General features: G+C 65.9%; 27 protein-coding genes and 1 pseudogene. 16 read left to right on the forward strand and 12 right to left on the reverse strand.

Translation table 11 applies throughout. From position 1 onward, the window contains the following. Positions 1-50 precede the first annotated feature (50 nt). Positions 51-181, reverse strand: a pseudogene (locus ACSFC7_RS04610) (RNA-guided endonuclease TnpB family protein); the annotation flags it as partial. A gap of 267 nt (positions 182-448) precedes the next feature. On the opposite strand from ACSFC7_RS04610, the gene ACSFC7_RS04615 reads away from it, so the two are divergent. Together ACSFC7_RS04615 and ACSFC7_RS04620 are read left to right on the forward strand one after the other, a co-directional pair. Next, positions 449-1033, forward strand: a complete 585-nt coding sequence (locus ACSFC7_RS04615; RefSeq protein ID WP_436346583.1) for an HTH domain-containing protein — start codon at positions 449-451, stop codon at positions 1031-1033. Between the two features lie 207 nt (positions 1034-1240). Then, positions 1241-1633 (forward strand): DUF7344 domain-containing protein, encoded by a 393-nt coding sequence (locus tag ACSFC7_RS04620; protein ID WP_436346584.1) that lies wholly within the window; start codon positions 1241-1243, stop codon positions 1631-1633. A gap of 142 nt (positions 1634-1775) precedes the next feature. Here the strand turns inward: ACSFC7_RS04620 and ACSFC7_RS04625 are convergent, their stop codons facing one another. The 4 genes from ACSFC7_RS04625 to ACSFC7_RS04640 all read right to left on the reverse strand — a co-directional run bounded on the left by ACSFC7_RS04625 (position 1776) and on the right by ACSFC7_RS04640 (position 5612). Next, entirely contained in the window at positions 1776-2903 is a 1128-nt protein-coding gene (locus ACSFC7_RS04625; protein ID WP_436346585.1) for an aminopeptidase, read from the reverse strand. A gap of 58 nt (positions 2904-2961) precedes the next feature. Then, positions 2962-3171, reverse strand: a complete 210-nt coding sequence (locus ACSFC7_RS04630; RefSeq protein WP_436346586.1) for a hypothetical protein — start codon at positions 3169-3171, stop codon at positions 2962-2964. Between the two features lie 94 nt (positions 3172-3265). After that, complete coding sequence (locus ACSFC7_RS04635) at positions 3266-4300, reverse strand: hypothetical protein (protein ID WP_436346587.1); 1035 nt, start codon at positions 4298-4300, stop codon at positions 3266-3268. 79 nt (positions 4301-4379) lie between these two features. Continuing rightward, positions 4380-5612 carry a M14 family zinc carboxypeptidase gene (locus tag ACSFC7_RS04640; RefSeq protein WP_436346588.1) on the reverse strand — a complete coding sequence of 411 codons (1233 nt, stop codon included), beginning with the start codon at positions 5610-5612 and terminating at the stop codon, positions 4380-4382. A 90-nt stretch (positions 5613-5702) separates the two neighbouring features. Here ACSFC7_RS04640 and ACSFC7_RS04645 point away from each other — a divergent pair, with 90 nt between their 5' ends. Continuing rightward, complete coding sequence (locus ACSFC7_RS04645; RefSeq protein ID WP_436346589.1) at positions 5703-6725, forward strand: threonine aldolase family protein; 1023 nt, start codon at positions 5703-5705, stop codon at positions 6723-6725. Between the two features lie 6 nt (positions 6726-6731). Here the strand turns inward: ACSFC7_RS04645 and ACSFC7_RS04650 are convergent, their stop codons facing one another. Further along, positions 6732-6860 carry a DUF7859 family protein gene (locus ACSFC7_RS04650; protein WP_006092488.1) on the reverse strand — a complete coding sequence of 43 codons (129 nt, stop codon included), beginning with the start codon at positions 6858-6860 and terminating at the stop codon, positions 6732-6734. Positions 6861-7358: 498 nt separating this feature from the next. Continuing rightward, positions 7359-7940 (reverse strand): metallophosphoesterase, encoded by a 582-nt coding sequence (locus ACSFC7_RS04655; protein WP_436346590.1) that lies wholly within the window; start codon positions 7938-7940, stop codon positions 7359-7361. Positions 7941-8037: 97 nt separating this feature from the next. On the opposite strand from ACSFC7_RS04655, the gene ACSFC7_RS04660 reads away from it, so the two are divergent. Then, positions 8038-8982, forward strand: coding sequence for a cation diffusion facilitator family transporter (locus tag ACSFC7_RS04660; protein ID WP_436346591.1), 945 nt, complete (start codon positions 8038-8040; stop codon positions 8980-8982). Between the two features lie 6 nt (positions 8983-8988). Here ACSFC7_RS04660 and ACSFC7_RS04665 read toward each other — a convergent pair whose 3' ends face one another. Further along, positions 8989-9417, reverse strand: a complete 429-nt coding sequence (locus ACSFC7_RS04665; RefSeq protein WP_436346592.1) for a hypothetical protein — start codon at positions 9415-9417, stop codon at positions 8989-8991. 164 nt (positions 9418-9581) lie between these two features. On the opposite strand from ACSFC7_RS04665, the gene ACSFC7_RS04670 reads away from it, so the two are divergent. After that, positions 9582-11753 carry an ATP-dependent DNA helicase gene (locus ACSFC7_RS04670; protein WP_436346593.1) on the forward strand — a complete coding sequence of 724 codons (2172 nt, stop codon included), beginning with the start codon at positions 9582-9584 and terminating at the stop codon, positions 11751-11753. A gap of 28 nt (positions 11754-11781) precedes the next feature. Here ACSFC7_RS04670 and ACSFC7_RS04675 read toward each other — a convergent pair whose 3' ends face one another. From ACSFC7_RS04675 to ACSFC7_RS04685, 3 genes are all read right to left on the reverse strand, one after another. Further along, on the reverse strand, positions 11782-12129 hold the full coding sequence (locus ACSFC7_RS04675; RefSeq protein ID WP_436346594.1) for a hypothetical protein: 348 nt from the start codon (positions 12127-12129) through the stop codon (positions 11782-11784). Between the two features lie 90 nt (positions 12130-12219). Next, positions 12220-12720: a 2'-5' RNA ligase family protein gene (locus ACSFC7_RS04680; protein ID WP_436346595.1), complete on the reverse strand. Its 501-nt coding sequence runs from the start codon at positions 12718-12720 to the stop codon at positions 12220-12222. A gap of 65 nt (positions 12721-12785) precedes the next feature. Continuing rightward, a complete protein-coding gene (locus ACSFC7_RS04685) occupies positions 12786-12971 on the reverse strand; it encodes a DUF7554 family protein (protein ID WP_436346596.1) in 186 nt (61 codons plus the stop codon). Positions 12972-13057: 86 nt separating this feature from the next. Between ACSFC7_RS04685 and ACSFC7_RS04690 the strand changes: the two genes are divergently transcribed. The 11 genes from ACSFC7_RS04690 (at position 13058) to thrC (ending at position 25669) form a co-directional block, all read left to right on the forward strand. Further along, a complete protein-coding gene (locus ACSFC7_RS04690; protein WP_436346597.1) occupies positions 13058-14149 on the forward strand; it encodes a helix-turn-helix transcriptional regulator in 1092 nt (363 codons plus the stop codon). Positions 14150-14655: 506 nt separating this feature from the next. Continuing rightward, entirely contained in the window at positions 14656-15888 is a 1233-nt protein-coding gene (locus ACSFC7_RS04695) for an argininosuccinate synthase (protein WP_436346598.1), read from the forward strand. Positions 15889-15890: 2 nt separating this feature from the next. Further along, complete coding sequence (gene argH / locus ACSFC7_RS04700) at positions 15891-17447, forward strand: argininosuccinate lyase (protein WP_436346599.1); 1557 nt, start codon at positions 15891-15893, stop codon at positions 17445-17447. A gap of 258 nt (positions 17448-17705) precedes the next feature. Continuing rightward, positions 17706-17870, forward strand: a complete 165-nt coding sequence (gene lysW, locus ACSFC7_RS04705; RefSeq protein WP_005554620.1) for a lysine biosynthesis protein LysW — start codon at positions 17706-17708, stop codon at positions 17868-17870. Beyond that, positions 17867-18751, forward strand: a complete 885-nt coding sequence (lysX, locus tag ACSFC7_RS04710) for a lysine biosynthesis protein LysX (RefSeq protein ID WP_436346600.1) — start codon at positions 17867-17869, stop codon at positions 18749-18751. Before lysW ends, lysX begins: the two co-directional genes overlap by 4 nt. Further along, positions 18751-19827, forward strand: coding sequence for an N-acetyl-gamma-glutamyl-phosphate reductase (gene argC, locus ACSFC7_RS04715; RefSeq protein ID WP_436346601.1), 1077 nt, complete (start codon positions 18751-18753; stop codon positions 19825-19827). The genes lysX and argC overlap by 1 nt, the downstream gene beginning before the upstream one ends. Position 19828: 1 nt before the next feature. Then, a complete protein-coding gene (locus ACSFC7_RS04720) occupies positions 19829-20704 on the forward strand; it encodes an acetylglutamate/acetylaminoadipate kinase (RefSeq protein WP_436346602.1) in 876 nt (291 codons plus the stop codon). Further along, entirely contained in the window at positions 20701-21855 is a 1155-nt protein-coding gene (locus ACSFC7_RS04725) for an aspartate aminotransferase family protein (protein WP_436346603.1), read from the forward strand. Before ACSFC7_RS04720 ends, ACSFC7_RS04725 begins: the two co-directional genes overlap by 4 nt. Further along, complete coding sequence (locus ACSFC7_RS04730; protein WP_436346604.1) at positions 21852-22961, forward strand: [LysW]-lysine hydrolase; 1110 nt, start codon at positions 21852-21854, stop codon at positions 22959-22961. Before ACSFC7_RS04725 ends, ACSFC7_RS04730 begins: the two co-directional genes overlap by 4 nt. Beyond that, a complete protein-coding gene (gene argF / locus ACSFC7_RS04735; protein WP_436346605.1) occupies positions 22961-23881 on the forward strand; it encodes an ornithine carbamoyltransferase in 921 nt (306 codons plus the stop codon). Before ACSFC7_RS04730 ends, argF begins: the two co-directional genes overlap by 1 nt. Positions 23882-24391: 510 nt before the next feature. Next, entirely contained in the window at positions 24392-25669 is a 1278-nt protein-coding gene (gene thrC / locus ACSFC7_RS04740; protein ID WP_436346606.1) for a threonine synthase, read from the forward strand. A gap of 212 nt (positions 25670-25881) precedes the next feature. Here the strand turns inward: thrC and ACSFC7_RS04745 are convergent, their stop codons facing one another. Beyond that, positions 25882-26172, reverse strand: coding sequence for a hypothetical protein (locus ACSFC7_RS04745; RefSeq protein WP_436346607.1), 291 nt, complete (start codon positions 26170-26172; stop codon positions 25882-25884). Between the last annotated feature and the right edge of the window lie 158 nt (positions 26173-26330).

Consider the following 26330-nt stretch of genomic DNA (forward strand, 5'->3'; position numbering starts at 1 on the left):
GTCGCCGGGTAGCGACCACTCGTGGACATCATTTCGGTCGAATTCCCGTTTGACTCGTCGTAGACGGCTCGAACTTATCGTAGTTCTCGACGGTGACGCCGGGCCGAGTTTCGTACTCGACGAGGATCCATTCTCTCGCTTTCGGGTGTTCCTCGGGAGTAGCGCCCTTCGAGAGTCGGGCGGGTATTCTCCTTGAATCGCTATAACACCACCTTCGATACGGGATTATGATCCGATAATACTACTTGATTGTACCACTACCGGACGTTGTTTTCTCCGCGATATGAGGGTGTTTGACACATTCTATCTTTATGTGATTCTCTCTCACAGACGGTAACGATGTCCACGAGTACCCAGCAGATAGCGTCGCCGAACGCACGTCTATCGATAGCAAGTGCGCTCGAGCCCCTCATCGTGCCGAACCGCGTTCCGCGGACGGAGGACGAGTATGCCGTCCGGTAACGCCGAGGGCCTCCCAGCGGTCGACATCGATTCACGGGCCGACCTCCGGGTCGACTGTTACGTTCGATCCAGTATCCCCGCGCCGCTCCGCGGGACGATCGACACCGTCGTCGATCGGTTACAGCGGCTCTGTGAACACGGCTCTCTACTCGAGTATCGGCTCTCCCACTGGCCACCGGAACCCCACGCATCCGCAGAGTCGGCCGACGAGCGCGAGCTAACACGAGCCGAACTCGTGTCCGAGTTCGAGCAGTGGGCCGACCGGCGGAACGGATCGCTCGAGCCGGCGTTCCGTCGACGGGAAATCCCGGCCTCGGCGTTCGGAATCGGGGGTGACGAACCGTACGAACGAACGCGGGTCCCGATCGTGACGTTGGCAGTGTACGACGCGAACGCCGAGGCGGACGCGGAGAGCGGGGCGCTCCGAGGGGTCCTCCCGTACACGGAACGAGCACGCGAGGGTCGCGAGCGAACGTATACGGTCGACGAGTGGCTCTCCGAACTCGAAACGGCGGTCGGACTCACACCCGAGTCGAAACGCGTTCAGCAGTCGCTTTCGGAGGGTCACTGATGACCGGCGCGGATCTCGGACGTTCGGACGCTCGGGAACGGCCGTCCCCTCGATCGACCGGCGGACTGACGATTCTCCGGGTTGTTCCGACCGAACCACTCGCAAGCACGATCGAAACCGCTCGAGGCGTTCGATACGTTCCTAACGGGGAATTTCTCTCCCCGGCCGAGGGCGGTATCGGCTTCGATGGGGGGATCGATTCGAACTGTGATTGACGATACAGACCGCGAACGCGACGGGGAGTCGGAGCCGAAGACAGACGAACTGACTGGCTCCGGCGGTGACCTCTCGATGGACACGATACTCGACGTGGTCGCTCACCGTAGCCGGCGCGAAATCCTGCAATTCCTCGCTAGCGCTTCCGACCGTCCGACGACCGTCGACGAACTCGTCGAACACCTCCGTAATCGGGAGGCCGAGCGAAGCGGCGAGCGACCGAATCGCGACCGGATCGAGGCGGTGCTCCGACACACTCATCTCCCGAAGTTGGCGGCGGTGGGCGTCATCGAGTACGATTCTCGATCGCGCGAGTTGCGCTACTGGCGTTACGACCGCCTCGAGGAGACCCTCGAGTTCGTTCGGTCCAAAGCGTCTGAATGAGACGGTGACCGACTCCCCGCTCGGCCGGAGAAGCTGCGTCCCGTTCGGCTCACCGACGCCCGCTCACGATCCCCGGTTCAACGGGTGATCGGTTAGCCCTGAAACCCGTCTCCGCGACTCGCGTCGGTCGTTCTGAACCGCGCTACTCCTCGAACACGAACGTCCCGTCTTCCTGCACCACTTCCCCGTCGACCTCGATGATCGAGTCCTCGCTCATGTCGACGATCATGTCCACGTGGACCGCGGAGTCGTTGGCCTCGTTCTCCTCGCCGACGGTGTCGTCGTAGGCGCGACCGACGGCCATGTGGACCGTATCGCCCATCTTCTCGTCGAACAGCATGTTGTAGGTGAATCGGTCGATGTCGCGGTTCATCCCGATGCCGAGTTCGCCCAGTCGGCGGGCACCGTCGTCCGTGTTCAGGACCTCAGTCAGGACCTCCTCGTTCTTCGCGGCCGAGTGGTCGACCACTTCGCCGCCCTCGAACTCGAGGTAGACGTCCGTGATCTCGCGACCCTGGTGGTACAGCGGCATGTCGAACAGCACTTCGCCCTCGACGCTGTCGGGCTGTGGCGCGGTGAAGACCTCGCCGCCCGGCAGGTTGTGCTCGCCGTAGTCGTTGAGCGTCGGGTTGCCGTCGATCGACATCGTGACGTCGGTCGTCTCGCCGCTCTTGATGCGGATCTCCGAGGCGGGGTCCATGAGCTCGACCATGTTGGCCTGGTGCTCGCGCTGCTCGTCCCAGTCCTTGTTGACGGCGTCCCAGACGAAGCGCTCGTAGCCCTCCGTCGACATTTCCGCGAGCTGGGCGTTCGCCGGTGCGGGGTACTGCGTGAGACACCAGCGCGTCGAGAGCCGTTCCTCGAGGATCGGTCGGTGGGCCTGCTGGTAGGCCGCGCTGGTCTCGGGATCGACGTCCGCGGTCTGGGTGACGTTGTCGCTGGCCCGAATCGCGATGTAGACGTCCGTGTTCTGGATGAGCGCGAGTTCGTGCTCGGGAGTGTCGAAGCTCGCGGTTCCACCGCTCGCATTCGAGGCGCTACGCGCCTCGCTATCGTCGTCTGCGGCCCGCAAAAAGGCGCGCCGCTGGCGGGCACCCGTTCGCTGGCTGACCGTCATCGGATTCGCGCCGGCGTCGCCGATCACTTCGTGGAGGGCGACGACCAGGTCCTCGGCGACGGGGTGAGCGTCGACGACGACGTTGTCGCCTTCCTGCAGATCGACCGAGTGATTTGCGATGATTTCGGCGTGTTCGCGGATACGTGGGTCCATGTGCCACACGTCTCTCGACGCCGGGATACCGTTTTCGAATCGAAATGCCGGGCGGAGCTCAGTCCCTGTTCGCCAGAAAGATCCCGAGGTAGATCGATACCAGTGCGCAGGCGACGCCGGCACCGAACGCGAGCGTGAACGGCGACTCGAGGCTCACCTCCCCGCCGTCGTCGAGCATCCAGCCGGCAAAGCCGACGAGGAGCAGGACGATCGCGGCGAGACGGAGCGCCGAAACGAGGTGGGTACCGGGGCCAGTGGGTTCGCCCATACGACGGGTTCCGTTCGAGTCCGTCGAAAGCGTTGGCATTTCGATGTGTTCGTGCACGATGCGAAGCCGGGTGTCCGTCACCGGCGTCGGTATTTCAGGGTACGATTCCGGCTTCGTCGTCTGGATTCGACCCAGTCCGGGGACGATCTGTCGTCTCCTCGAAACCGTCGACACCGACGAGTTCCTGGACCAGCGATACCGTTGCCGCCGTGAGGACGAACGCGAGCGGTGCCGCGACGACGAGCGCAATCGCGACACTCGCGATGCCCCCGGTGCTGACCACCATCGATAGCCCGATCGAGACCAGCACGGCGACGGCGACGTGCCCGAGAGCGAACGTGGCGTACGGACCGCCCTCGAGCGCGAACTGGGCGGACCGACGAAACGCCTCGAGGAATTCCGCGTCGTCGACGACCATCAGGAACGGAACGGCGTAGAAGAGGTAGCCGAGAACGATCACTAGCGGTATCACGAATAGGACCAGCAGCGGTGCGGCGACGAGGAACGGCACGAGCCCCGCGAACGCCGCGAAGAGGACGAGGTAGTACAGGAGGAGCGCCGGCGTATACCGGACGATACACGGGACTATCGCCGCCGGTTCGCCCCGAAGCCGACGGTCGATGCCACCCAGATACCCGGCGGCGATCACCGCTGCAGTCACCGCGTACAGCACCAGCGCGACGCCGAGCCACGCCACCGTTGCCCCGTCGACGGGCTCGAGGGGCAGTACGACGGTCTCGAACGGCGTCTCGATGGTCACATCGGTGGTGCCGGAGCCGGTCGATCCCGTCGGTTCAGTGTGCCGTGGTCCGTCTCCTGGCCCGACGGCCGGTTCGGGAACGCGTTCCGCCGACGCGGGGTCCGGCGGGTCGACGAAGCTCCACAGGTCGAGCAACGGCGTCGGAAGCGCGAATTCCACGTTGATCGAGAAGTCGCTGCGTCCCGAGTCGAGCGTCCGCCGAACGCTCTCGAACTCGAAAACCGACAGGACAAACGGAACCAACACGAACGGACGAAGGTCGTCGAACCGATCGACGATCCGTGTGACGTGTCTCGTAAACGCCCACGACCGATCGTCCAGCCCGCCTGCGCCGGGCGCAGCGTCGGGATCGGAACTGGGTGCTGACATGGGTTCCTCAACAAACGACACGAAAGTGAAACTTTCGCTCGGAACTGGTTCGGTTCACGCCAGTCTCGTTCCCGCTCGTCTACTCCGCAATCGAAACGGCCAAATCCCGTCCGAATTTCCGGACCGTCTCCGGCGTTACGGGATCCCGTTTCGTCCCGACGTAGGGCACCTCGAGGGCGACGGCCGGTTCCGCACCCAGCCGCGAACAGTAGCGAGCGAAGGTGTGCAACAGCCCCGACTGGCCGTCGAAACTCGCCAGTCCGACGCCCGGACTCGCGTCGAAGGTGAGCGTCGGGCCGTCGGTCGTCGAGCGCGGCCCCCGGGCGCGTTCGAGGGTCGCCTCCTCGAGTCGCGCCGCAAGTCGTCGAAGCGGCTCACTCGCCACGTCCGGCTCGGTCACGAAGAACGGCCGGTCGTTGATGTCGCCGCTCCACTTGTACGGGCAGTGGAGGTCCAGCGCGAGGTCGAGGGACCCGAGCGACCGCAGATCCGCGGCGACGGCGGCCGTGGTCGGATACAGCGGCTCGAGGTCGGTGATCGCGTTCGCGTCGACGTAGTCCCGGTTGTGATCGTGCGGTGCACGGTGTTTCCCCGGATCGCCGCGTTCGACGCCGTCGAGGTCGCCGAAGGGATAGACGTGGATGCGATGGGTCTCGAGTAGGTCCCCCTCGTCGTCGGACTCGAGGAGTTCCCGGCAGACGCCCTCGAGCACGTAGGAGGCCGTCGACTCGCAGGCGTGATGGCGGGCCGCGAGTGCGACGTGGCGGTCGGCGTCGGGTGCACCCATACGAGCAACCGGGACGTCTCGCTCGCCCACTGTCGTCGTCAGCGTCTCGACCGTTAGATTCGGGTTCGACTCGAACTCGAACGCGAACGCGTCGCAATCGGCTCGCTGATACGGGAACGAGAGGGCGAACTGCACCCGTTCGCCCGCCTCGAACGTGTACCGAAACGCGCTCGCGTCGATGCGGTGCTCGCGGCCGAGCCAGCGCCACGCTTGCCACGCTCCGTCCCCGATCGGCCCGCCGCAGGGATTTCCAACTCGGATTGCGGGTCCGCGCGGTCCGATCGCCTCGTCGGCTGGGAACTCGAGTCGGAGGGTCTGGCTCACGTCGCTCTCTACGTCCACGTACCAGTAGAACCATCGCCGGGTCGAATCCCTCGTCTCCGGTTCGAGTCGGACCGCGTCGCCGTCGACCTCGAGCACGCGGCCGTTCCCGCCGGGATGCGTGGTTCGAACCGTCACGCCTCCCCTGGTCGTCTCGTGCCCGGTGACCGTCCCGGCGGCTGCGGGCTCGCGGTCAGTCTCCATACGAACCTGTTGGCGCGAGTGAACGTAAGTGGTCGGCTCCCGTCGTCGCTCGCCGTCGACTATTTCTGCCCGCACTACGGACCTCGAGTCATGATCGATCTCCGCTCGGACACGGTAACGAAACCAGACGACTCGATGCGAGACGCCGCTCGAACGGCCGACGTCGGCGACGACGTCTACGGCGAGGACCCGACGGTAAACGACCTCGAGGCCCGTGCGGCCGATCTGGTGGGGACGGAGGCCGCGCTCTACGTCCCCTCGGGAACGATGGGGAACCAGATCGCGGCCCGGGTCCACACCGAGCGCGGCCAGGAGGTGCTCGCGGACCGCCAGAGCCACGTCGTCAAGTACGAACTCGGCGGGCTGGCCCAGCACGCCGACCTACAGGTCAGGATGCTCGAGACCGACCGCGGTGTCCCATCACCGGCGCAGATCGCCGGCGAGTACGTCGCGGAGGACCTTCACCGGCCCGGAACCGGCCTCGTCTGTCTCGAGAACACCCACAACGCACGGGGCGGACTCGCCATCGCACCCGAGGAAATCGCTGCGGCGGCCGACGCGGCCCGCGAGCGCGACGTGCCGGTCCATCTCGACGGTGCGCGACTGTTCAACGCTGCGACGGCGCTGGACGTCCCCGCAGCCGAACTCGTTGACCCGGTCGACTCGGTCATGTTCTGTCTCTCGAAGGGACTCGGCGCGCCCGTCGGCTCGATGTTGGCTGGCAGCGAGGAATTCATCGAGCGCGCCCGACGAACCCGCAAACTGCTCGGCGGCGGGATGCGACAGGCCGGTATCGTCGCGGCTCCCGGTCTGCAGGCGCTCGAGAACGTTTCCGACCTCGAGACCGACCACGAACACGCTCGGCTGCTGGCCGACGGACTGGCCGATATCGACGGATTCGACGTACGAGCACCCGAGACGAACATCGTCCTCGTGGACGTCGCCGGGACGAGTCTGGAGACGGAGGCGGTGCTCGAGCGACTCGAGGAACGAAACGTACTGGCGACGCCGTTCGGGCCGACGAAGATCCGTTGCTGTACTCACCGGGACCTCTCGCGGGACGACATCGAGACGGCGCTCGAGGCCGTCAAGGACGCGTTCGACACGATCTGAGACCGATCAACGACCCATTCCCTCGCGGAACTCGAGGATGGTTTTGCGCAGTAGCAGGTACGAGAAGAAGACCAGCGACAGGAGGATCAACACGATCACGATGATAACGGGATCGTCGGGGAGGAAGCCCAGCATACGAGAGCGTTACCGTGTCGGAGTGCAAAACCGTTTCGACCTCGTTCAATTATCCCCGGGTTGGCACGATACGATCGCGAAACGGTGGACGGCTGGTCGTACGACGGTACGTACTCCGACCGTACAGTAACTAAAAGCGGATTTTCACCTTACGCTGGGTATATGCTCTCGGCTCGCGTAGCTATCGATGCGTCTCGATTGTCGGCCCTCCACCTCCGCGATCGAGACCATCCGTCCGTTCGATCATCCCTCACAGCAGCCTCCGTCGACTCCCGACCGCCAGTTCGGTCCGAACGGGCGATTTTCGGGTCCGGACGACGCCCGGTCCCGACGCGTTCCCGCCGTCACCGCCCTCCGAGTGTGTTCTCGGTACCGCGACCCCGCTGACGCGTGGTCCCGCTGACGCCACGGCCGTCCTCTCGCGCGACTCTTACTGACCTCCCTGTTCCGATCATCGTTCGTGCTCGCGATCGTTCCCATGATCGTTCGTCCCGACGATCATTCCCCTTCGGCATCCGCTCGTGACCCCGTCAGTTCGAACGACTCCACAACCGTGCCGTCCGGTTCGCGGATCTCGCCCTCGAGCGGTCTCCGTCCGTCGTCCGCCTCGTCACCCCGTTTCCCGTCCGCGTCGGCGTCCGCTCGCGGTTCGAGGACGGCGAACCCCGGCCGATTCCCGCGCGGATCGGCGTGGCTACCGGGGTTCAACAGGAGGACGTCCTCGGTTTCGATGGCCGTCGGTCGGTGGCTGTGACCCGAGACGACGACGTCGGCGTCTCGAGAGCGGCCGAACATCGCCAGCCCCGTCTCTCCGCCGTCCCGACGATGCGTCACCGCGAACCGGACGCCGGCTTCCTCGACGACGCGGGCCGTCGGCAACCGATCGCGGACGGCCGCGCTGTCGGCGTTCCCGTGGACGGGAAAGAACACCTCGCACTCGTCCTGAAAGGCCTCGAGTGCGGCCTCGCTCGTAAAATCGCCAGCGTGGATCACGACATCGGCCTCGCGGGCCGCTCGCAGGGCCTCGCCGGTGAGTTCGTGTCCGCTGGAACTGTGCGTATCCGAGAAAATCGCGATCATGGTCGTCCTTCGACCGTCCCCGACAGGTTACTTTCGGATGCGAACGCCGTCGTTACACGGCCGACGCTTTTGCGTCGGCCGGTCGAATGGAGGGGTGATGGCCAGTAGTACCTCCGTCGTCCTCGCCGCACTGTTCGCAAACGGCGCGATCGCGATCCTGAAGTTCGGCGGTTTTCTCCTGACCGGGAGTCCCGCGATGCTCTCGGAGACGTACCACTCGATCTCGGATACTGGCAACCAGATCTTCCTGCTGATCGGGATCAAGTACGGTGCACAGGAAGCCAACCGGAGCCACCCGTTCGGTCACGGAAAGGCGCAGTTCTTCTACAGCTTTCTCGTGAGCGTGATGCTGTTCGGTATCGCCGGCTGGGAGAGCGCCCGCCACGGCTACAGCGCGCTGCAAGAGGGTGGCGTCCACCGGGCCAGCGAGGACGTTACGCTACTGGGGCAGACGTTCGACCCGGTCTACGTCAACTACGCCGTGTTGCTCGGCGCGATCGCGTTCGAGACCTACGCGTTCTGGAAGGCCTACCAGGGGATCAGTCGCCAGATGGACGAGTACGGCTGGGAGACCTTCCGCGAGGCGTTCCGGAAGACCAGTGACGTGACGACCCTGACCGCACTCACCGAGGACACCATCGCGCTTGCGGGCGCGGGAATCGCACTCTTCGGTATCTACCTCACCCGGACCACCGGGAATCCGCTCTACGACGCCGGGGCCGCGCTCGTCATCGGATTCATGCTCATGGGATTCGCCGTCGCGCTGGCCTGGGAGAACAAGCGACTCCTGCTCGGTGAAAGTCTCTCGAAACCCGCCGAGGACGAACTCCGCGCGATCATCGCCGACTGGGACGGCGTCACCGAACTCGTCGACTTCCGAACCGTCTACTTCGGCGCCGAGGAGTTGCTCGTCACCGCCGACGTCGCGTTCGATCCGGACCTCGACACGACGACGATGGACGATCGAATCACCGAGATGGAGCGCGCGCTGACAGATCACGACGAGCAGGTGCGAAAAGTGTACATCGAACCCGAGATCTAGCTTCCGTTACGCGCCCGATTCGATACTCCCGTCGTCGCTATCGTCGCTGTCGTCGTAGCCCGCCACGACCGTCGATCCCGCCGGTCGGTCGTTCAGGGTCGCCGTCACCGTCGTCTCCTCGAGATCGACGGTCGACTCGAGGGGCTCCCAGCCGTCCTCGCCGTCGACGGCGACCGCGACGTCGGTCGGACTCGCGCCCGGCGGCAGTTTCGAGGGATCGTAGACGAGCGCGATTCGGACCGCCTCGACGGCCTTCAGTTCCTCGAGACCGACGAGTTCGACGGGGTCCGCGAGGGCATCGACCGGCGGCTCGCGTCCGCTCTTCTCGAGACCGAACTCGTCGGGGACGACGCCCGCGACGACGGCGACGCGGGCGCCCGCGTGCTCGAGTGTGAACTCTGCGACGTTGCTGGAATCGTACCCGGGAATGGCCATACTCGTGGCGAAGGCCCAGAGACATATGGCCCTGTAGCGTGCGTTCGCCGGCCGGCGGTTTCCCGTACCGGTCGCTCGTTCGACCGGGCGCCGCTCTCGGCCGCCAGACGCCCCCGTCGAACCGAGACGAACGCTTTTATCGTAGCGGGAACCAATCATTGATCGTGTCCGAGACAGCCGGGTACATGCGCTTTTTCCCGTACGACCAGCCGTACGAGAACCAGCGCGAGGCGATGGACCGCATCCACAACTCGCTCCAGCGAGGCCAGGACGTGCTCTTCGAGGGCGCCTGCGGAACTGGCAAGACCCTCTCGTCGCTCGTCCCCGCCCTCGAGGTGGCCCGCGAGCACGACAAGACGGTCGTCATCACGACCAACGTCCACCAGCAGATGCGCCAGTTCGTCGCCGAGGCCCGGGCGATCACCCGCGAAGAGGACATTCGAGCGGTCGTCTTCAAGGGAAAGTCGTCGATGTGTCACATCGACGTCGGCTACGAGGAGTGTCAGGCCCTGCGGGACAACACCCGCGCGGTCGTCGACACCGAACGCGACAAGCGGCAACTCGAACGCCGCCAGCGCGAACTCCTGGCCGAGAGTCAGGAGGGCGACGGCGGCGCGGCGGACGCCCGCAGCGCCGTCATGGACGAACTCGAGACCCTCGAGGAGCGACTCGACGACCTCGAAGAGCAGAACGTCTGTGACTACTACCGGAACAATCTGACCGAGGATACGGACGACTTCTTCGCGTGGCTCTTCGAGGACGTCCGCACCCCCGACGAGATCTACGAGCACGCGGAGGCCCGGGAGTTCTGCGGCTACGAACTGCTCAAGGAGGGGATCGAGGGCGTCGATCTGGTCGTCTGTAACTACCACCACCTGCTCGATTCCACGATTCGAGAGCAGTTCTTCCGCTGGCTGGGTCGGGACCCCGAGGACGTCATCGCCGTCTTCGACGAGGCCCACAACGTCGAGGACGCCGCCCGCGAACACGCGACCCGGACCTGCTCCGAGCGGACGTTCGACTCGGCGCTCGACGAGTTGGCCGACACCGACGATCCGCGGTCGGAAGACGCCGCGAACGCCCTCTCGGCGTTCCACCGCGCGCTCGTCGAAACCTACGAGGACTCCTTCGGCTTCGGCGACCGCGAGGCGATCGACGAGAACTGGACGGACGTCTCCATCGCCAACGAGGATCGGAAGGACGATCTCACCCTCGAGTTCCTCCAGCGCTACTCCGGTCAGGGGATCCAGGACGACTTAGAGGCCGCGATGAAACTGGGTCAGGAGTTAGACGAGCAGTACGAGGAGGCCTACCGCGAGGGCGAGACGGCCACCCGCACGGAGTGTCAGACCTTACAGGCCGCCGCGTTCGTCAGCGCGTGGATGAACGAGGGCTCGAAGGAGGGGCTCTACCCCGTCGTCGCCGTCACCCGCGACGCCGGCACGGACGAGGTCTACGGCCGCGCGGAGCTCTACTCCTGTCTGCCGCGACAGGTGACCGGCCGACTGTTCGACGAGGTGTACGCGACCGTCCTGATGAGCGCGACGCTCCAGCCGTTCGACGTCACCGAGAACGTGCTGGGGCTCGAGGACCCGGTGACGATGGCCTACGGGCTCCAGTTCCCCGAGGACCGGCGGCGAACGTACGCCGTCGAGACGCCGGCGCTCTTCTCCTCGGACCGGGACGACCCCGCCGTCCAGGAGGAGGTCGCCGAGACGATTCACGACACCGTCCGGATGACGCCCGGCAACACGCTCGCGTTCTTCCCCAACTACGGCGAGGCGAGTCGGTACGCGGAGCGAGTCGACCGTCGCTCGGAGAAGACGGTGTATCTCGACGAGCCGGGGACATCCGTCGAGGAACTGCGACAGCAGTTCGTCGCGGACGACGGCGCCGTCCTCTGTACGTCGCTGTGGGGTACCCTCGCGGAAGGTGTCAGCTTCGACGGCGACGACGCGCAGACGGTCCTCGTCGTCGGCGTCCCCTACCCACACCTGGACGACCGGGCCGAGGCGGTCCAGGAGGCCTACGACGCGGCCTTCGAGGGGACCGAGACGGGCTGGCGCTACGCCGTCGAGATTCCGACGGTCCGCAAAACGAGGCAGGCGCTGGGCCGGGTCATCCGATCGCCGGAGGACGTCGGCGTCCGCGCGTTACTCGATCGGCGCTACTCGCGGTCGGCCAAATCGGATCTCGGCAGATACAGCGTCAACGGTACTTTCCCGCACGAGGAACGCGAGGAACTGATCGATATCGCGCCCGAGAAGCTCAAGTTCGCGATGCTCAACTTCTACGGCGATTTCGACGCCTACGACGGCGAGACGCCCGCGCCGTAGCTCCTGCCTCGAGAACCATGCTCCCGTCTCACTCGGCCGGTTCGATCGTAACGTCGGCGACGCCGTTCGTCACCGTGACGACGTGGGTGCCGTCGACCTCGATCGTCACGTCGTAGGTGTCGGACTCCTCGATCGATCTCGCGTCGAGGGGTCCCGCGCCGACTTCGGCGACCTGAACGCTGACCGCGCGGCCGTCTCTGACTTCCTGGACGTCGACCGAGACGGCGAGTTCCTCGCCCGCCTCGGCGCTGAACTCCGCCGGTTCTTCGTCCCGTAACGTCTCGTCGACGTATCCGTCGCCCACGAGTCCGGTGAGTTCGCTACAGCCGGCCAGTAACGCCGCCGTCGACCCCGCGAGAACCGCCCGTCGGTACATGGCTCGAGGTACCGAGACCGCCGAGTAATAGCTCCCGGACGACTCACGATTCGATTCCGATTTCGATTCGGACCGGCAGCGAGACCCGACTCACGCGGGCAGCGTCACTCGACTCACCGGCAGCTTGTAGGTCCCGTCCCAGAACTCGAGTTCGCTGACCGTCCACCGGATCGGGTCGATCTCTCGGTTGGCGAGGCGTTTCGCGGTCTCGAGGTCGCCGCCGCGGGCCAGCGTGACGTGGGGGACGTAGTCGGACCCCTCGAGGCCCTCGACGGTGTCGAAGACGTCGGTGAGTGTCGCGTGGATCGATTCGAGGCCGGGGCTCTCGACGGCGAGATAGACGACGGGGTCGGAGCCGAGCGGCGGGTCCGCGAAGTAGTCGATACCCGTAATCCGGGCCTCGACGGCGGGGGACCCCTCGAGCGCGCGGTGGGCGCGGTGTTGTAACTGGGCGACGTGGTCGGCATCGCCGAGACGTTTGAGCAGACACGAGTGGTCCTCGCGGACGGTCTCGAAGCCGACGAGTTCGGGATAGAGCTCGTTGGCGACCGTCCGGACGCGGCCGGGGACGGGGACGTTGACGCTGTACACTTCGCCGACTCTAGGGTCGATCGACGTATCAGTGTGACGTTCCGGACGGCTCTCGTGTACCGTTCTTAGAGCCGGTCGAGCAGCCACAGCACGATCACCGCGAGGATGGCGATCATGAGCAGCGGTTGGAGAATTCCGAGAATGCCGCTGACGATCGTACTCACGATATTGATAACGAGCAGGATAGCGACCAGTACGAGGACGATTTTCAGGAGGGTTTCGACCTCGAGCGAACCGCGTTTGCCGTGCATACATTCAGCTACGGATGAACCTCTCAAAAATACATCGCTGTCCTCGTCGGAAAGACCTATTTGGCCGGCTACGACAGTTCATTGTAATGGATTCGAAGGGGCTCTGGGCCCTGCTCTGGGTGCTCGTGGTCGTCGGGTGTGCGGTCGCGTTGCTGCCGGTTGCGTCGGTCGCCGACGCTGGAGCTACAGGAGCGGTCGTCCAGGAGGAGCCGGTCGAGCGCGAGGAACTCGACGCCGCGGACGAGGTTCACATCGATATCTCTCTCACCGAGAACGGATCGGCCACGTTCGTGGTGGATTATCGGTATCACCTCGAAAACGAGAACAACACCGAAGAGGACTGGGAAGAGCTACGCGAACAGATCGAATCGGACCCCGAGGCGTTCACCGAAGCGGAGATGGAGGACTGGGACAGCATTCGCGCCGACGGACAGAACGCGACGGAACGGGAGATGAACATCTCGAACGCCACCGTCTCGATCGACGAGAGCACTGCGCCGCGGCACATCGGTCACGTCCAGTTCACGTTCGAGTGGTCGTCGTTCGCCCACGTCGAGTTGACCGAAATCACCGCGGGTGACGCGCTCTCGGGCTTTACGCTCGTCGACGGCACGACGTTACAGATCACCGGTCCCGAGGACTACGCCGTCCACGATCACGAACCGACGGCCGACAACACGGAGCCGAACGCGGTCTACTGGGACGGCGACGGGACCGAGTTCAGCGACGACCAGCCGCGGGTCGTCTTCATCGAGAACGGCGATTCGGGTACGGCGACGACCGAACCCGACGAGGGACCGCCGACGACGTGGCTCGCGGTTGCGGCCGCACTCGGTTTGCTCGCGACCGGCGCGGTGATCGGCTGGTGGCTCAGACACGGTCGATCCGACGGCCCGGCCCCCAGCGACGACGCGCCCCCCTCGATGGGCGACGGCGCACCCGCGTCCGGCGGCGCGGCGGGACCACCACCCGAACTGCTCAGCAACGAGGAACGCGTCCTGCGCTTGCTCGAGGAACGCGGCGGACGAATCAAACAACAGGAAGTCGTCTCGGAACTGGACTGGACCGAGGCCAAGACGAGTCAGGTCGTCGGGAGACTGCGAGAGGACGACGAGATCGAGGTCTTCCGGATCGGCCGAGAGAACGTGCTGTCGCTCCCCGAGGAAGACGAGGAGTAGTCGTCGTCGTCGCTGTCGCGGTTATCGCCGTCTTCGCGACCGTCACTGCTGACATCGCTTTCGTCGCCGCCTTCGCGACCGTCACTGCCGACATCGCTTTCCCCGTCTTCGCGACCGTCACCGCCGACCGTTCCAACGCTCTTCGCACTCGCCGATTTCTCGTGTCGTGTTAACACTCGTTTCCCCTCAGGCGGTCTGAAAGCCGCAATACTTGCTATTCAGCAGGATTTAATACCGGGGCCGCTCATAGAACGATCAATGAGTCCCACCGTCGGCACCGCGTTCGCCGTGTTCGGTACCGACGGGACCGTCTCGCCGCGGCGACCGCGACGGCGGCGGCCGGGCCTTTGAGCCCGAATACCACTTTACCCTTCGACCCCGGTTCGTTTCAACGTTCCACTCTCCGAGTAATCCCCTAATTCTCGGTTAGCAGCCGCTCTATCGTTAATTTACGCGTTCGAAACCAATGTGCTTAAGTCGCTCCTGGCGTTTTCATCGAGTACGACATGACACGCGTTGCACTCGCGTTCTCGGGTGGGCTGGACACGACCGTCTGTGTCCCGCTGCTCGAGGAGGAATATGGATACGACGACGTTATCGGCGTCACGGTAGACGTCGGCCAGCCGGCTTCCGAATTCGAGGAAGCTGAAGAAACCGCCGAAGCACTCGGTCTCGAACACTACGTCGTCGACGCGCGAGCGGAATTTGCGCAACTCTGTCTCGATAGCGTTCGCGCGAACGCGACGTACCAGGGCTACCCGCTCGGCACCGCACTCGCCCGTCCCGTGATCGCGAACGCGATCCTCGAGGTCGCGGAGGAACAGGGCTGTACCGGCATCGCACACGGCTGTACGGGCAAGGGGAACGACCAGCTGCGGTTCGAAGCCGTCTGGCGCGACTCCGATCTCGAGGTTATCGCCCCCGTGCGCGAACTCGGCCTCACCCGCGAGTGGGAACAGGAGTACGCCGCGGAGAAGGACCTCCCCGTCGAGGGTGGGAGCGGCGGCGACTGGTCGATCGACACCAACCTCTGGAGTCGGTCCGTCGAGGGCGACGAGCTCGAGGACCCCAACTACGTCCCGCCGAAGGAGATCTACGAGTGGACGAGCGATCCCACCGGCGAGACCCAGGAGATCGAGATCGGCTTCGAACAGGGCTACCCCGTCGCCGTCGACGGCGTGGAGTACGACCCGATCGACCTCATCGAGCATCTCAACGGCGTGGCGGGCGCGTACGGCGTCGGCCGCACCGACTCGATGGAAGACCGCATGCTCGGCCTGAAGGTGCGCGAGAACTACGAGCACCCGGCCGCGACGACGCTGCTCAACGCGCACGAGGCCCTCGAGGCCCTCGTCCTCACGCAGGAGGAACGCGAGTTCAAGCAGCTGATCGACCAGCGCTGGTCGAAGAAGGGCTACGAGGGTCTGATCGACGCGCCGCTCGTGAAGGCGCTCGATGCCTTCATCGACGAGACCCAGCAGCGCGTCACCGGCACGGTCACGATCCGCTTCGAAGGCGGGCAGGCCCGCGCCGTGGCTCGTGACAGCGAGTACGCCGCGTACTCGGCCGAACACGCCTCCTTCGACACGGAGACGGTCGGCAAGATCGAGCAGGAAGACGCGACGGGCGTCGCGAAGTACCACGGCTTCCAGCGCCGTCTCGCGAACGCGGTGACCGAGGCCGACGAGGAAGTCGAACTCGCGACTGACGGCGGGAACGAAGACGAGGCAGACGAATAACCATGACCGAGGAGAGCGCTCACGACGGCGGGCCCGAGCCTGAATCCACTATCGAGACCGATGGTGGTAACGGCGAGGGCGTCGTCCGGCGAGACCGCTTCAGCGGCGGCCCCGCCCGGAGCTTCCTCTCCTCGCTCGCAGCCGACGAACGGATATTCGAGGCCGACCTCGAGGTCGACCGCGCACACGTCCTGATGCTCGCCGAGCAGGGGATCGTCGAGGACGACGTCGCTGGCGACATTCTGACGGCGATCGACGCCATCGAGGTCGACGGCCACGGCTCCTTGCCCGACGGCGAGGACGTCCACGAGGCCATCGAGACGGCCGTCATCGAACGCATCGGCGCCGAGGGCGGGAAGATGCATACCGCGCGCTCGCGCAACGACGAGGTCGCGGCCTGCATTCGCTACCGCCTGCGCGAGGACGTTCTCGACGCCCTCGAGACGACGCTCGCGCTGCGCGAGGCGCTGGTGGCGGTCGCCGAGGCGAACGCGGAGACGATCATGCCCGGCTACACGCACCTCCAGCCCGCCCAGCCGATCACCGTCGCCCACTGGGCGTGCTCCTACGAGGGAGCCGTCCGCCGCGATACGGAACGCCTGCTCGAGGCGTACGGCCGAATCAACGAGTCGCCGCTGGGCGGGGCCGCGTTCGCCGGGACGACCTTCAATATCGACCGCGAGCGGACGGCAGAACTGCTCGGATTCGAGGGGGTTCCCGCGAGCAGCGCGAGGGGGAGCTCGGCGGAGCAGCGCTCCGCCGTTGTTGTCGAGAACTCGATGGACGCCTCCTCGAGCCGGGATTTCCTGCTCGAGACGACGCAGGCGCTGTCGACGCACGCGACGACGCTGTCGGGGCTCGCGGAGGATCTGGTCATCTTCGCGAACCGCGGCTTCGTCGACCTCGCGGACGACTACTCCTCGACGTCGTCGATCATGCCCCAGAAGAAGAACCCGGACACGCTCGAACTCGTCCGCGCGGTCGCGGGCGACGCGGCCGGCAGCGTCCAGGGCCTGACGACGACGCTCAAGGGACTGCCCCGCGCGTACAACCGCGACCTTCAGCGGGCGACAACCCACGCCTGGGACACCGTCGACGCCGTGACGGAAGCGAGCGAGGTCGCCGCCGGCGCGGTTGCGACGGCCGACTGGAACGAGGAGACGCTGGCCGCCGAAGCCGGCGAGGGCTTCTCGACGGCGACCGGCGTCGCCGACCTGCTCGCGGCGAACGGCCTTCCGTTCAGAACGGCTCACGAGATGGTCGCCCACGCCGCGGAGAACGGGGGCGACTACGGCGCACTCGACTCGGCTGCCCGGGAGGTACTGGGCGAACCGCTCGAGTCGTTCGTCGATCCCGAAGCCGTCGAGGACGCACTCGACCCCGTCGAGAGCGTCGCGAGCCGCGACTCGCAGGGTGGCCCTGCTCCCGAGGCGGTCGCAGCCCAACTCGAGGCGGCTCGTGAGGCCCTGTCGGCCGACGAGGAGACGCTCGAGGAGACGAGCGACGCGCTCGAGGCGGCTCACGAGGCGCTCCGCGAGGAGGTGAACGGCTATGTCTGAGACTGGTCTCTCACTCGCGGCACCACGACCGCCGCGACCGCTGCCGCCGTCCGTAGGTGAGGAACGAACCTACGGGCGAGCGAGACCGACGGTCTCGCCACCGTCCCCGCGAGGGGACAATACACCGAACACATGATATGTCAGACAAAATTTGCCGCGGATTCGCCTTTTCATCCGCTTAGCGGGTAGTCTGTGTAGTGTAATTTTGCTGTTAAGTTCGAAGGCTTTAAGGGTCATCGGCTCTCAGTTGCAGGTACAATGACCGAATGCGTCGAGTGTGGGGCTGAGGTGTCCCTGCACGACGATCTGGAAGTTGGAGAGATCGTTGACTGTACGACCTGTGGAGCAGAGCTTGAAGTCGTCGACACCGAGCCGCCAGTCCTCGAGCGAGCCCCGGAGCTCGAAGAGGACTGGGGTGAGTGACCTTGCAAGTAGGAATACTCTACTCCCGGATCCGCAAGGACGAGAAGCTCCTCCTGAACGAGCTTCGCGAGCGCGATCACGAAATCGCGAAGATCGACGTCCGCAAACAGACGTTCGACATCAGCGAGGTCCCCGACGAGTTCGCTGACCTCGACATCGTCGTCGACCGCTGTCTCGCCACGAGTCGGAGCCTGTACGCCACGCAGTTCTTCGAGGCCTACGGCATCCCCGTAGTCAACAGCCACGAGACCGCCGACATCTGCGCGGACAAGGTGAAGAACAGCCTCGCGCTCGAGCAGGCCGGCGTCCCGACGCCCGCGACGAAAGTCGCGTTCACCAAGGAGACCGCGATGGAGGCAATCGAGGACTTCGGCTACCCCTGCGTCCTCAAACCCGTCGTGGGTTCGTGGGGCCGCCTGATGGCCAAGATCGACTCGCCCGACGCCGCCGAGGCCATCCTTGAGCACAAGGCCACCCTCGGACACTACGAACACAAGGTGTTCTACGTCCAGGAGTTCGTCGACAAACCCGGCCGCGACATCCGCGTGCTCGCGACCGACGGCGAACCGATCGCCGGAATGGTCCGCTCGTCGGACCACTGGATTACGAACGCCGCCAAAGGTGCCGAGACGGAGGTCTTCGAACCCGACGAGGAAGCCACGGAACTCGTCCGAAAGGCCAGCGACGCCGTCGGCGGCGGCCTGCTCGGTATCGACCTCATGGAGACCGACGACGGTTATACCGTCCACGAGGTCAACCACACCGTCGAGTTCAAGGCGCTCGACGGCGCCGTCGACACCGACATCGCCGGCACCGTCGTCGACTGGCTCGAGACGAAAGCGGCCAGCGCGGCCGAAGACGAACTCGAGGTGACCGTCTGATGGCAGTCGGCACCGAGACCGGCGCCGACGCGAACGCCGAGACGATCACCGCGAGCGTCATCGGCGGGAGCGGATTCACGGGCGGCGAGTTGCTGCGACTGCTCGCCGGTCACCCGAACTTCGCGATCACGGACGTCACCAGCCGCTCGAAGGCCGGTAAGAGCGTCGGCTCCGTTCACCCGCCGCTGCGGGGGAGGGACCTGCGTTTTACCGAACCCGAGGACCTCGAGTCCGTCGACGTCCTGTTCGCCGCGACGCCACACGGCGTCTCGATGGGCCAGATCGACGAGTTCTTCGAAATCGCGGATACCGTCGTCGACCTCTCGGCGGACTTCCGCCTGAACACCGAAGCGCAGTACGAGGAGTGGTACGACGGCCACAGCGCGCCCGAATATCTCGAGAAAGCCGAGTACGCGCTTCCCGAGATCAACCGCGAGAACCTCAAAGGCGCGGGCCTGATCGCCGGCGGCGGCTGTAACGCCACCGCGACGATTCTGGGACTGTACCCGCTGTTCGAGCACGGTATCTTGGAGGGCGGCGAGCAGATCGTCGTCGACGTCAAAGTCGGCTCCTCGGAAGGTGGGGCCGGCGGCGGCGAGGCCTCGAGCCACCCCGAGCGCTCGGGCGTCGTGCGGCCGTACGCGCCGACGGGTCACCGCCACGAGGCCGAGATCGAGCAGTTCCTCGATACCTCGGTCGCGTTCACGTGCCACGCCGTCGACATGATCCGCGGTGCGAGCGCGACCAGCCACGTCTTCCCCTCGGGACCCGTCTCGAAGGGCGACCTCTGGAAAGCGTATCGCGGCTGCTACGAGGACGAGCCGTTCGTCCGCATGGCCGCCGGCGGCTCCGGCGTCTACCGCTACCCCGAACCGAAGGCGGTCGCCGGAACCAACCTCGCCGAGGTCGGTTTCGAACTCGACCCCTCGAACAAGCGCATCGTCGTCTTCTCGGCCATCGACAACATGATGAAAGGCTCCGCGGGACAGGCGGTCCACGCCGCCAACATCGCGCTGGGCCTCGAGGAGACGGCCGGACTCGAGTTTACGGGGCTGCACCCCGTGGGGGCGCCCTGAGATGACTACTGTGGTCAAGATCGGCGGCGCGCGCGCCGTCGATCCCGAAGGCGCGCTCGCGGACGTCGCGAGCCTCGTCGAAGACGGTGAGGACGTGGTCCTCACGCACGGCGGTTCGACCGCCGTCGACGAGACCTTAGAAGAACTCGGCGAGGAACCGACCTACGTCGAGACCCCCGGTGGCGTCGTCGGGCGATTCACCGACGAGGACACGATGGACGTCTTCAAGATGGTGATGCCCGGCAAGCTCAACACGGACCTCGTCGAGAACCTGCAGAATCTCGAGGTGAACGCGGTCGGCCTCTCGGGCACCGACGGAAAGCTGCTCGAGGGCAAGCGCAAGTCCGCCGTCCGCGTCAAGGAAGACGGCAAGAAGAAGATCAAGCGCGGCGACCACTCGGGCAAGATCGAGTCCGTTAACGCGGACCTGCTCGAGACGATGCTCTCGGGTGGCTACACGCCAGTCGTCTCCGTTCCGATGCTCGGGAAAGAGAAGTCGGGCGGGTACACCGCGGTCAACGCCGACGCCGACCGCGCGGCTGCTGCGATTGCCGGGGCGCTCGAGGCCGACCTCGTCGTCCTCACCGACGTCTCGGGGATCTACGAGGATCCCGACGACGAGTCGACGAAGATCGATTCGGCGTCGACGCCCGACGAGTTCTCCGCGGTCAAATCCGCTGCTGAAGGCTTCATGACCAAGAAGGTCATGGCCGCCGAGGAGGCACTCGAGGGCGGCGCGTCGTCTGTTATCGTCGCGACCGCCAACGCGGACGACCCGATCACGAGCGCGCTCTCGGGCGAGGGCACGACGCTCGAGTCCGGCGTGCTCGCCGACGACGAAACAGACGAAGAAACCGCACAGGAGGCCGCAGAATGAGCGATCACGATTTCGTCTCCGGCAGCAAACCGATCGGCCTCGAGCGCGGCGAGGGGCCGTACCTCTACACCGCGGACGGCACGGAGTACCTCGACGCCGGCGCGAGTTTCGCGTGCACGCCGCTCGGCCACAGTCATCCCGCGGTCGTCGAGGCGGTCCAGGAGCAGGTCGGCCAGTTGACGTTCGTCGACTCCTCGTATCCCGTGCAGTCGCGCGAAGACGCCTACGCCGCGCTCGTCGCGGCCGCGCCCGACGGACTCGAGTCCGCCTGGTTCTGTAACTCCGGGACCGAGGCCAACGAGGCCGCGCTGAAGTTCGCTCGATCGGCGACCGGCGAGTCGAAGATCATCGCGGCGACCCGCTCGTTCCACGGGCGGACGATGGGGTCGCTCGCGGCGACCTGGAAGGACAAGTATAAGAAGCCGTTCGAGCCCCTCGCCGGCGACGTGGCGTTCGTCCCGTACGGCGATAGCGAGGAGCTCGCGGCCGCCGTGGACGACGAGACCGCGGCCGTGATCCTCGAGCCGATCCAGGGCGAGGGCGGGATCAACGTCCCGCCCGCGGGCTACCTCGAGACCGCTCGCGAACTGACCGACGAGGCCGGCGCGGCGCTGGTCTTCGACGAGGTCCAGACCGGGATGGGGCGGACGGGCTCGATGTGGGCCTGCCAGAACGCGGGCGTCACGCCCGACGTGCTCACGACGGCGAAGGGCCTGGGCAACGGCCTGCCCGTCGGTGCCGTCGCGGTTCGCGACTGGATCGCCGACGGCGCGGCCTCGCACAACGCCACGTTCAGCGGCGGCCCCGTCGTCTCCGCGGCGGTCCACGCGACCGTCTCGACGCTGGTCGAGGAGGAGTGGCCCGCCCACGCCGCCGAGATCGGCGGCTACCTCGTCGACGAACTCGAGGCGGCCCTGGGCGACGAGGTGCGCGAGGTCCGCGGCGACGGGCTGCTCGTCGGCGTCGAGTTGAAACGCGGCGCGAACCGCGTCGCCCGCGACCTGGCGATGGACCACCAGATCCTGGCGCTCCCCGCGGGTCGGACCGTACTGCGCCTGCTACCGCCGCTCGTGATCGACGAGGCGGAGGCCGATCAACTCGTGGACGCGCTGGCCGAGATCGTCGCTCCCGAAGCGAGTGCTGAATCATGAGTGCAACCATGGAAGATACGGCCGACATCTCGCTCGAGGACGCTCGCGAACTGCTGATCGACCTCGTCTCGATTCCGTCGCCCTCCGGCGAAGAGACCGAGGCCGCCGAACGGCTCGTCGCCTTCTTCGACGCCCACGGCCGCGAGGCGCGGATCGACGAGGTCGGCAACGTTCGCGCACCCGCGGACGACGCCGTCCTCCTCACCTCTCACGTCGACACCGTGCCCGGCGAGATTCCGGTCGAAGTGAAGCCAGCGGACGAGACCGACGTGGAACGGGAGGTCGCCGACGAGACCGGCGAGGACGTCCTCTGGGGACGCGGCAGCGTCGACGCCACCGGCCCGCTGGCCGCGATGGCCGCCGCCGCCGTCCGCACGGGCGTCTCCTTCGTCGGCGTCGTCGGCGAGGAGACGAACTCGCGCGGTGCGCGCCACCTCGTCGAGGACCGCGACGAACCCCGCGCCGTCGTCAACGGCGAGCCCAGCGGTGCGACGGGCATCACGCTCGGCTACCGCGGCTTCCTCGCCGGCACCTACGTCGCGACCAGCGAGTCCGGTCACACCTCGCGTCCCGAACCGAACGCGATCCAGCACGCGACCAACTGGTGGACGGGCGTCGAAGACGCCTTCGAGGACGACGAGTACACGGCCGTCTTCGAGCGCGTCACCGCCAAACCCGTCGACATGAACGGCGGGATCAGCGACGACGGCCTCTCGGTCGAGGCCACGCTCGACGTGCAACTGCGGATCCCGCCGTCGCTGGACGCCGAATCGGTCCGCGAGACCGCCGAAGCGGGTCTCGAGATCGGTACCGTCTCCTGGGCCGAGCCGATTCCGCCGGTGATGGAGAGTCCCCGGACCGAGATCGCCCGCGCGTTCCGCGCGGCGATCCGCAAGGAAGGCAGCGATCCGCGGCTCCTGCGCAAGACCGGAACCAGCGACATGAACCTCTACGCCGGCGTCTGGGACTGTCCGATGGTCACCTACGGCCCCGGCAACTCCGACCTCGATCACGCGCCGGACGAGCGCCTCTCGCTCGCCGAGTTCGACCGGTCCGTCGAGATCTTAGCACGCGTCGCGACGACGCTCCGAGGAGGCGACGACTGATGACGGACGGTACTGACGTCCGTCACTTCCTCGAGATCGACGACCTCTCACAGACCGAACTCGAGGCGGTCCTCGATCGTGCCGAGGAGTACAAGACGGCCCAGCAACGGGGCGAGGATCATCCGGACCTCGACGGTCAAACGCTGGGGATGATCTTCCAGAAGCCGAGCACGCGCACCCGCGTCTCCTTCGAGACCGGGATGACCCAGCTCGGCGGCCACGCCGTCTTCCTCGGCGAGGACGACATCCAGCTGGGCCGCGGCGAGCCGCTGAAAGACACCTCGCGCACGCTCTCGCGGTACGTCGACGCCGTGATGGCTCGCGTCTTCAAACACGAGAACATCGAAGTGTTCGCGGAGTACGCTTCGGTCCCGGTCGTCAACGGGCTCACCGACGACGCCCACCCCTGCCAGACGCTCGCCGATCTGCTGACGATCCGCGAGCAGGAAGGCGGATTCGAGGGCGTCTCCGCGGCCTGGATCGGCGACGGGAACAACGTCGCCCAGTCGTTCGTGCTCGGCTGTGCGATTGCGGGCATCGACGTTACGGTCGCGACTCCCGAGGGGTACGGGATCGACGACGACGTGCTGCAGGGCGCTCGCGATCTCGGCGGCGATCCGACGGTCACGACCGACCCGGTCGCCGCCGTCTCGGACGCCGACGTCATCTACACCGACGTCTGGATCAGTATGGGCCAGCAGGACGAACGCGACGTCCGCATGGAGGCCTTCGACGGCTTCCAGGTCCGCTCGGAGTTGCTCGAGCACGCCCCCGACGCGTCGGTCATGCACTGTCTGCCCGCCCACCGCGGCGAGGAGATCACGGACGACGTCATCGAGAGCGACCGGTCGATCGTCTTCGATCAGGCCGAGAATCGGCTGCACGCCCAGAAGGCGCTGTTGAGTTGGCTGCTCGAGTAAGTCTTCGATCACGAACGGAGTGAGCGATCGGATCGCTCATCCAATTTTGACACTCCCCGGTCGCTTCGGTGACTATCACGATATCGTGTTCGAGCTCGTAGCACCGGTATGGGTCCCCTTCCGAGCGACAACGAAGTAATTACTCGAGTCAATATGTTATTTTAAAGATGAAAGTCACATCATCATATATGAACGATTAACCGACATTATATGTACGTTTCAGGTATCGCCGCTCGAAGCATGTCGTTCAGAGTACTGCTCGCCACGCTCATCATGCTGCTCGGGCCGGCGGCCTTGTTGGCACTGCATCTGACGTAAGCGAGTTCGGGGGACGGTGAACAGACGAGGGACTACGCGACCGAGCCGCTCGTTTTTGGCCGTGCTACCGACGCGTTCGTCGCTCGAGCACATCGTCGGACCGGTAGGTCCGACCAGCCCTCGATCGCGGGGCTCGCGAGAACACCGCCGAACCCACGTCCTTTTTCTCCCTCGCCACCCTCTCGGCCGATAATGAGTCTCAGCCTCTCCGCTGACCAGCCGGCAGCGCCCGACGACGCCGACGACGGCGTCTGGCTCGAGTGTATCGAGTGCGGCGGAACCTTCGCCCCCTTCGACGATATCCGCTACACCTGCGACGCTTGTGAGGGCCTGCTCGAGGTCCGCTACGACGATCTTCCGACGTTCGACGACTTCGAGGGCCGGGGCGTCTGGCGCTACGCCGACGCCCTACCGTTCGAGGCCGGCGTCTCGATTCAGGAGGGGGCGACGCCGCTGTACGAGGTGCCGCGGCTCGAGGACGATATCGGCGTCGAGGCGCTCCGGATCAAACACGAGGGGATGAACCCGACGGGCTCGTTCAAGGATCGCGGGATGACCGTCGGCGTCCGTGTCGCCGAAGAACTCGGCGTTGGTCGACTGGCGTGTGCCTCGACCGGTAACACGAGCGCCGCGCTGGCCGCCTACGGCTCCCGCGGCGGGATGGAGACGCTCGTGCTCCTCCCCGCAGGGAAGGTCGCGGCGGGCAAAATCGCACAAGCCAGCCTCCACGGCGCTCGCATCCTCGAGGTCGACGGCAACTTCGACGCCTGTCTCGACATCGTTCAGGAACTGGCCGGCCGGGGCGAGGCCTACCTCTTGAACTCGCTGAACCCGTTCCGACTCGAGGGCCAGAAGACGATCGGCCTCGAGATCCTCGAGGGCTTCCTCGCGGACTACGACGCCGTGCCGGACCGGATCGTCCTGCCGGTCGGCAACGCCGGGAACACCTCGGCGCTGTACAAGGCGTTCCGCGAACTCGTCCAGGCGGGCGAACTCGACGAGAGCGACGTGCCCAAACTCACGGGCGTCCAGGCCGAGGGCGCGGCGCCGATGGTCGAGGCGATCGAGAACGGCGCGGACGAAGTGACGCGCTGGGAGGAGGTCGAGACGCGCGCGACGGCGATCCGGATCGGGAACCCGGTCAACGCACCCAAAGCGCTGCCCGGAATCCGCGAGACCGGCGGGACCGCAGTCGCCGTCTCCGACGAGGAGATCACCGAGGCCCAACGGGACATCGCTGGCGAGGGGATCGGCGTCGAACCCGCCTCCGCCGCCTCCGTCGCTGGCCTGCGAAAACTCCGATCCGAGGGGATCGTCGACGACGACGAACGCGTCGCCTGTCTGACGACCGGGCACCTGCTCAAGGATCCGGACGCTGCAGCGGCCGCGGGGGTCGATCCCGAACCGGTGCCGAACGATCTCGAGGGCGTCCTCGCGAGCCTCGCGAGCGAGGGCTCGTCGGAACGGTAGATCCAACGGCGTGCTCGAGCATCTCCTAGAGTGAGAATCGCTGTGTCATTCGGATGCACGACCCGCGTCAGACGCGTCTGACGGCCGACTGACTGAGCTTTTTCCGGACCGGAGACGAATCCGGAGTCATGTCCGTCGAGCAACGACCTCCCGCCGAAACTTCCGCCGCCGAAACTTCCGCCGTCGACGAATTCGTGGCGACGCAACGACGATCACGGTCGGATCGGGCGGCCGATTCCGCGTCCGCCCGCCCCCCGAACGTGGGACGAACTGGACACTCGAGCCTCGCCGAGCCACCGCTTCACGCTCGAATCGAGCGAACACAGCTGCAGGTGCAGGTCGCCGCCCTCGAACGCGCCCTCGAAATGAGTGAACACCGCCGGCAAACCGTCATCGACCGATACGAGCAACTCCTCGCGAACCGTGAGCCGTCGGCCACTGAGTCGTCGACGTCGTCGACGCGTTCCGATTCGGCCCTGAAACGACTGCTCAGTGTGTGGCACTGAGTCTCGACGACCCTGCTATCGAACGGACTGTCCGAATTCACTCCGACGACCGACCGAGCCCCCCGCTCTGTTGACCACTTCGACTGGTGCCGGGACTGCCCGTCGCCACGTTTCGTCATTTTCTCCGGTCGATTGGACACCTGCTTCCCGTTAAT

The sequence above is a fragment of the Natronorubrum halobium genome (assembly GCF_051351675.1).
Taxonomy (GTDB): domain Archaea; phylum Halobacteriota; class Halobacteria; order Halobacteriales; family Natrialbaceae; genus Natronorubrum.

Coding starts and splice junctions, on each gene's coding strand:
- ACSFC7_RS04615 (WP_436346583.1), top strand. CDS start 449: ATGCCGTCCGGTAACGCCGAGGGCCTCCCAGCGGTCGACATCGATTCA.
- ACSFC7_RS04625 (WP_436346585.1), bottom strand. CDS start 2,903: ATGGACCCACGTATCCGCGAACACGCCGAAATCATCGCAAATCACTCG.
- ACSFC7_RS04630 (WP_436346586.1), bottom strand. CDS start 3,171: ATGGGCGAACCCACTGGCCCCGGTACCCACCTCGTTTCGGCGCTCCGT.
- ACSFC7_RS04635 (WP_436346587.1), bottom strand. CDS start 4,300: ATGTCAGCACCCAGTTCCGATCCCGACGCTGCGCCCGGCGCAGGCGGG.
- ACSFC7_RS04640 (WP_436346588.1), bottom strand. CDS start 5,612: ATGGAGACTGACCGCGAGCCCGCAGCCGCCGGGACGGTCACCGGGCAC.
- ACSFC7_RS04645 (WP_436346589.1), top strand. CDS start 5,703: ATGATCGATCTCCGCTCGGACACGGTAACGAAACCAGACGACTCGATG.
- ACSFC7_RS04650 (WP_006092488.1), bottom strand. CDS start 6,860: ATGCTGGGCTTCCTCCCCGACGATCCCGTTATCATCGTGATCGTGTTG.
- ACSFC7_RS04655 (WP_436346590.1), bottom strand. CDS start 7,940: ATGATCGCGATTTTCTCGGATACGCACAGTTCCAGCGGACACGAACTC.
- ACSFC7_RS04660 (WP_436346591.1), top strand. CDS start 8,038: ATGGCCAGTAGTACCTCCGTCGTCCTCGCCGCACTGTTCGCAAACGGC.
- ACSFC7_RS04665 (WP_436346592.1), bottom strand. CDS start 9,417: ATGGCCATTCCCGGGTACGATTCCAGCAACGTCGCAGAGTTCACACTC.
- ACSFC7_RS04675 (WP_436346594.1), bottom strand. CDS start 12,129: ATGTACCGACGGGCGGTTCTCGCGGGGTCGACGGCGGCGTTACTGGCC.
- ACSFC7_RS04685 (WP_436346596.1), bottom strand. CDS start 12,971: ATGCACGGCAAACGCGGTTCGCTCGAGGTCGAAACCCTCCTGAAAATC.
- ACSFC7_RS04690 (WP_436346597.1), top strand. CDS start 13,058: ATGGATTCGAAGGGGCTCTGGGCCCTGCTCTGGGTGCTCGTGGTCGTC.
- ACSFC7_RS04695 (WP_436346598.1), top strand. CDS start 14,656: ATGACACGCGTTGCACTCGCGTTCTCGGGTGGGCTGGACACGACCGTC.
- argH (WP_436346599.1), top strand. CDS start 15,891: ATGACCGAGGAGAGCGCTCACGACGGCGGGCCCGAGCCTGAATCCACT.
- lysW (WP_005554620.1), top strand. CDS start 17,706: ATGACCGAATGCGTCGAGTGTGGGGCTGAGGTGTCCCTGCACGACGAT.
- argC (WP_436346601.1), top strand. CDS start 18,751: ATGGCAGTCGGCACCGAGACCGGCGCCGACGCGAACGCCGAGACGATC.
- ACSFC7_RS04720 (WP_436346602.1), top strand. CDS start 19,829: ATGACTACTGTGGTCAAGATCGGCGGCGCGCGCGCCGTCGATCCCGAA.
- ACSFC7_RS04725 (WP_436346603.1), top strand. CDS start 20,701: ATGAGCGATCACGATTTCGTCTCCGGCAGCAAACCGATCGGCCTCGAG.
- ACSFC7_RS04730 (WP_436346604.1), top strand. CDS start 21,852: ATGAGTGCAACCATGGAAGATACGGCCGACATCTCGCTCGAGGACGCT.
- argF (WP_436346605.1), top strand. CDS start 22,961: ATGACGGACGGTACTGACGTCCGTCACTTCCTCGAGATCGACGACCTC.
- thrC (WP_436346606.1), top strand. CDS start 24,392: ATGAGTCTCAGCCTCTCCGCTGACCAGCCGGCAGCGCCCGACGACGCC.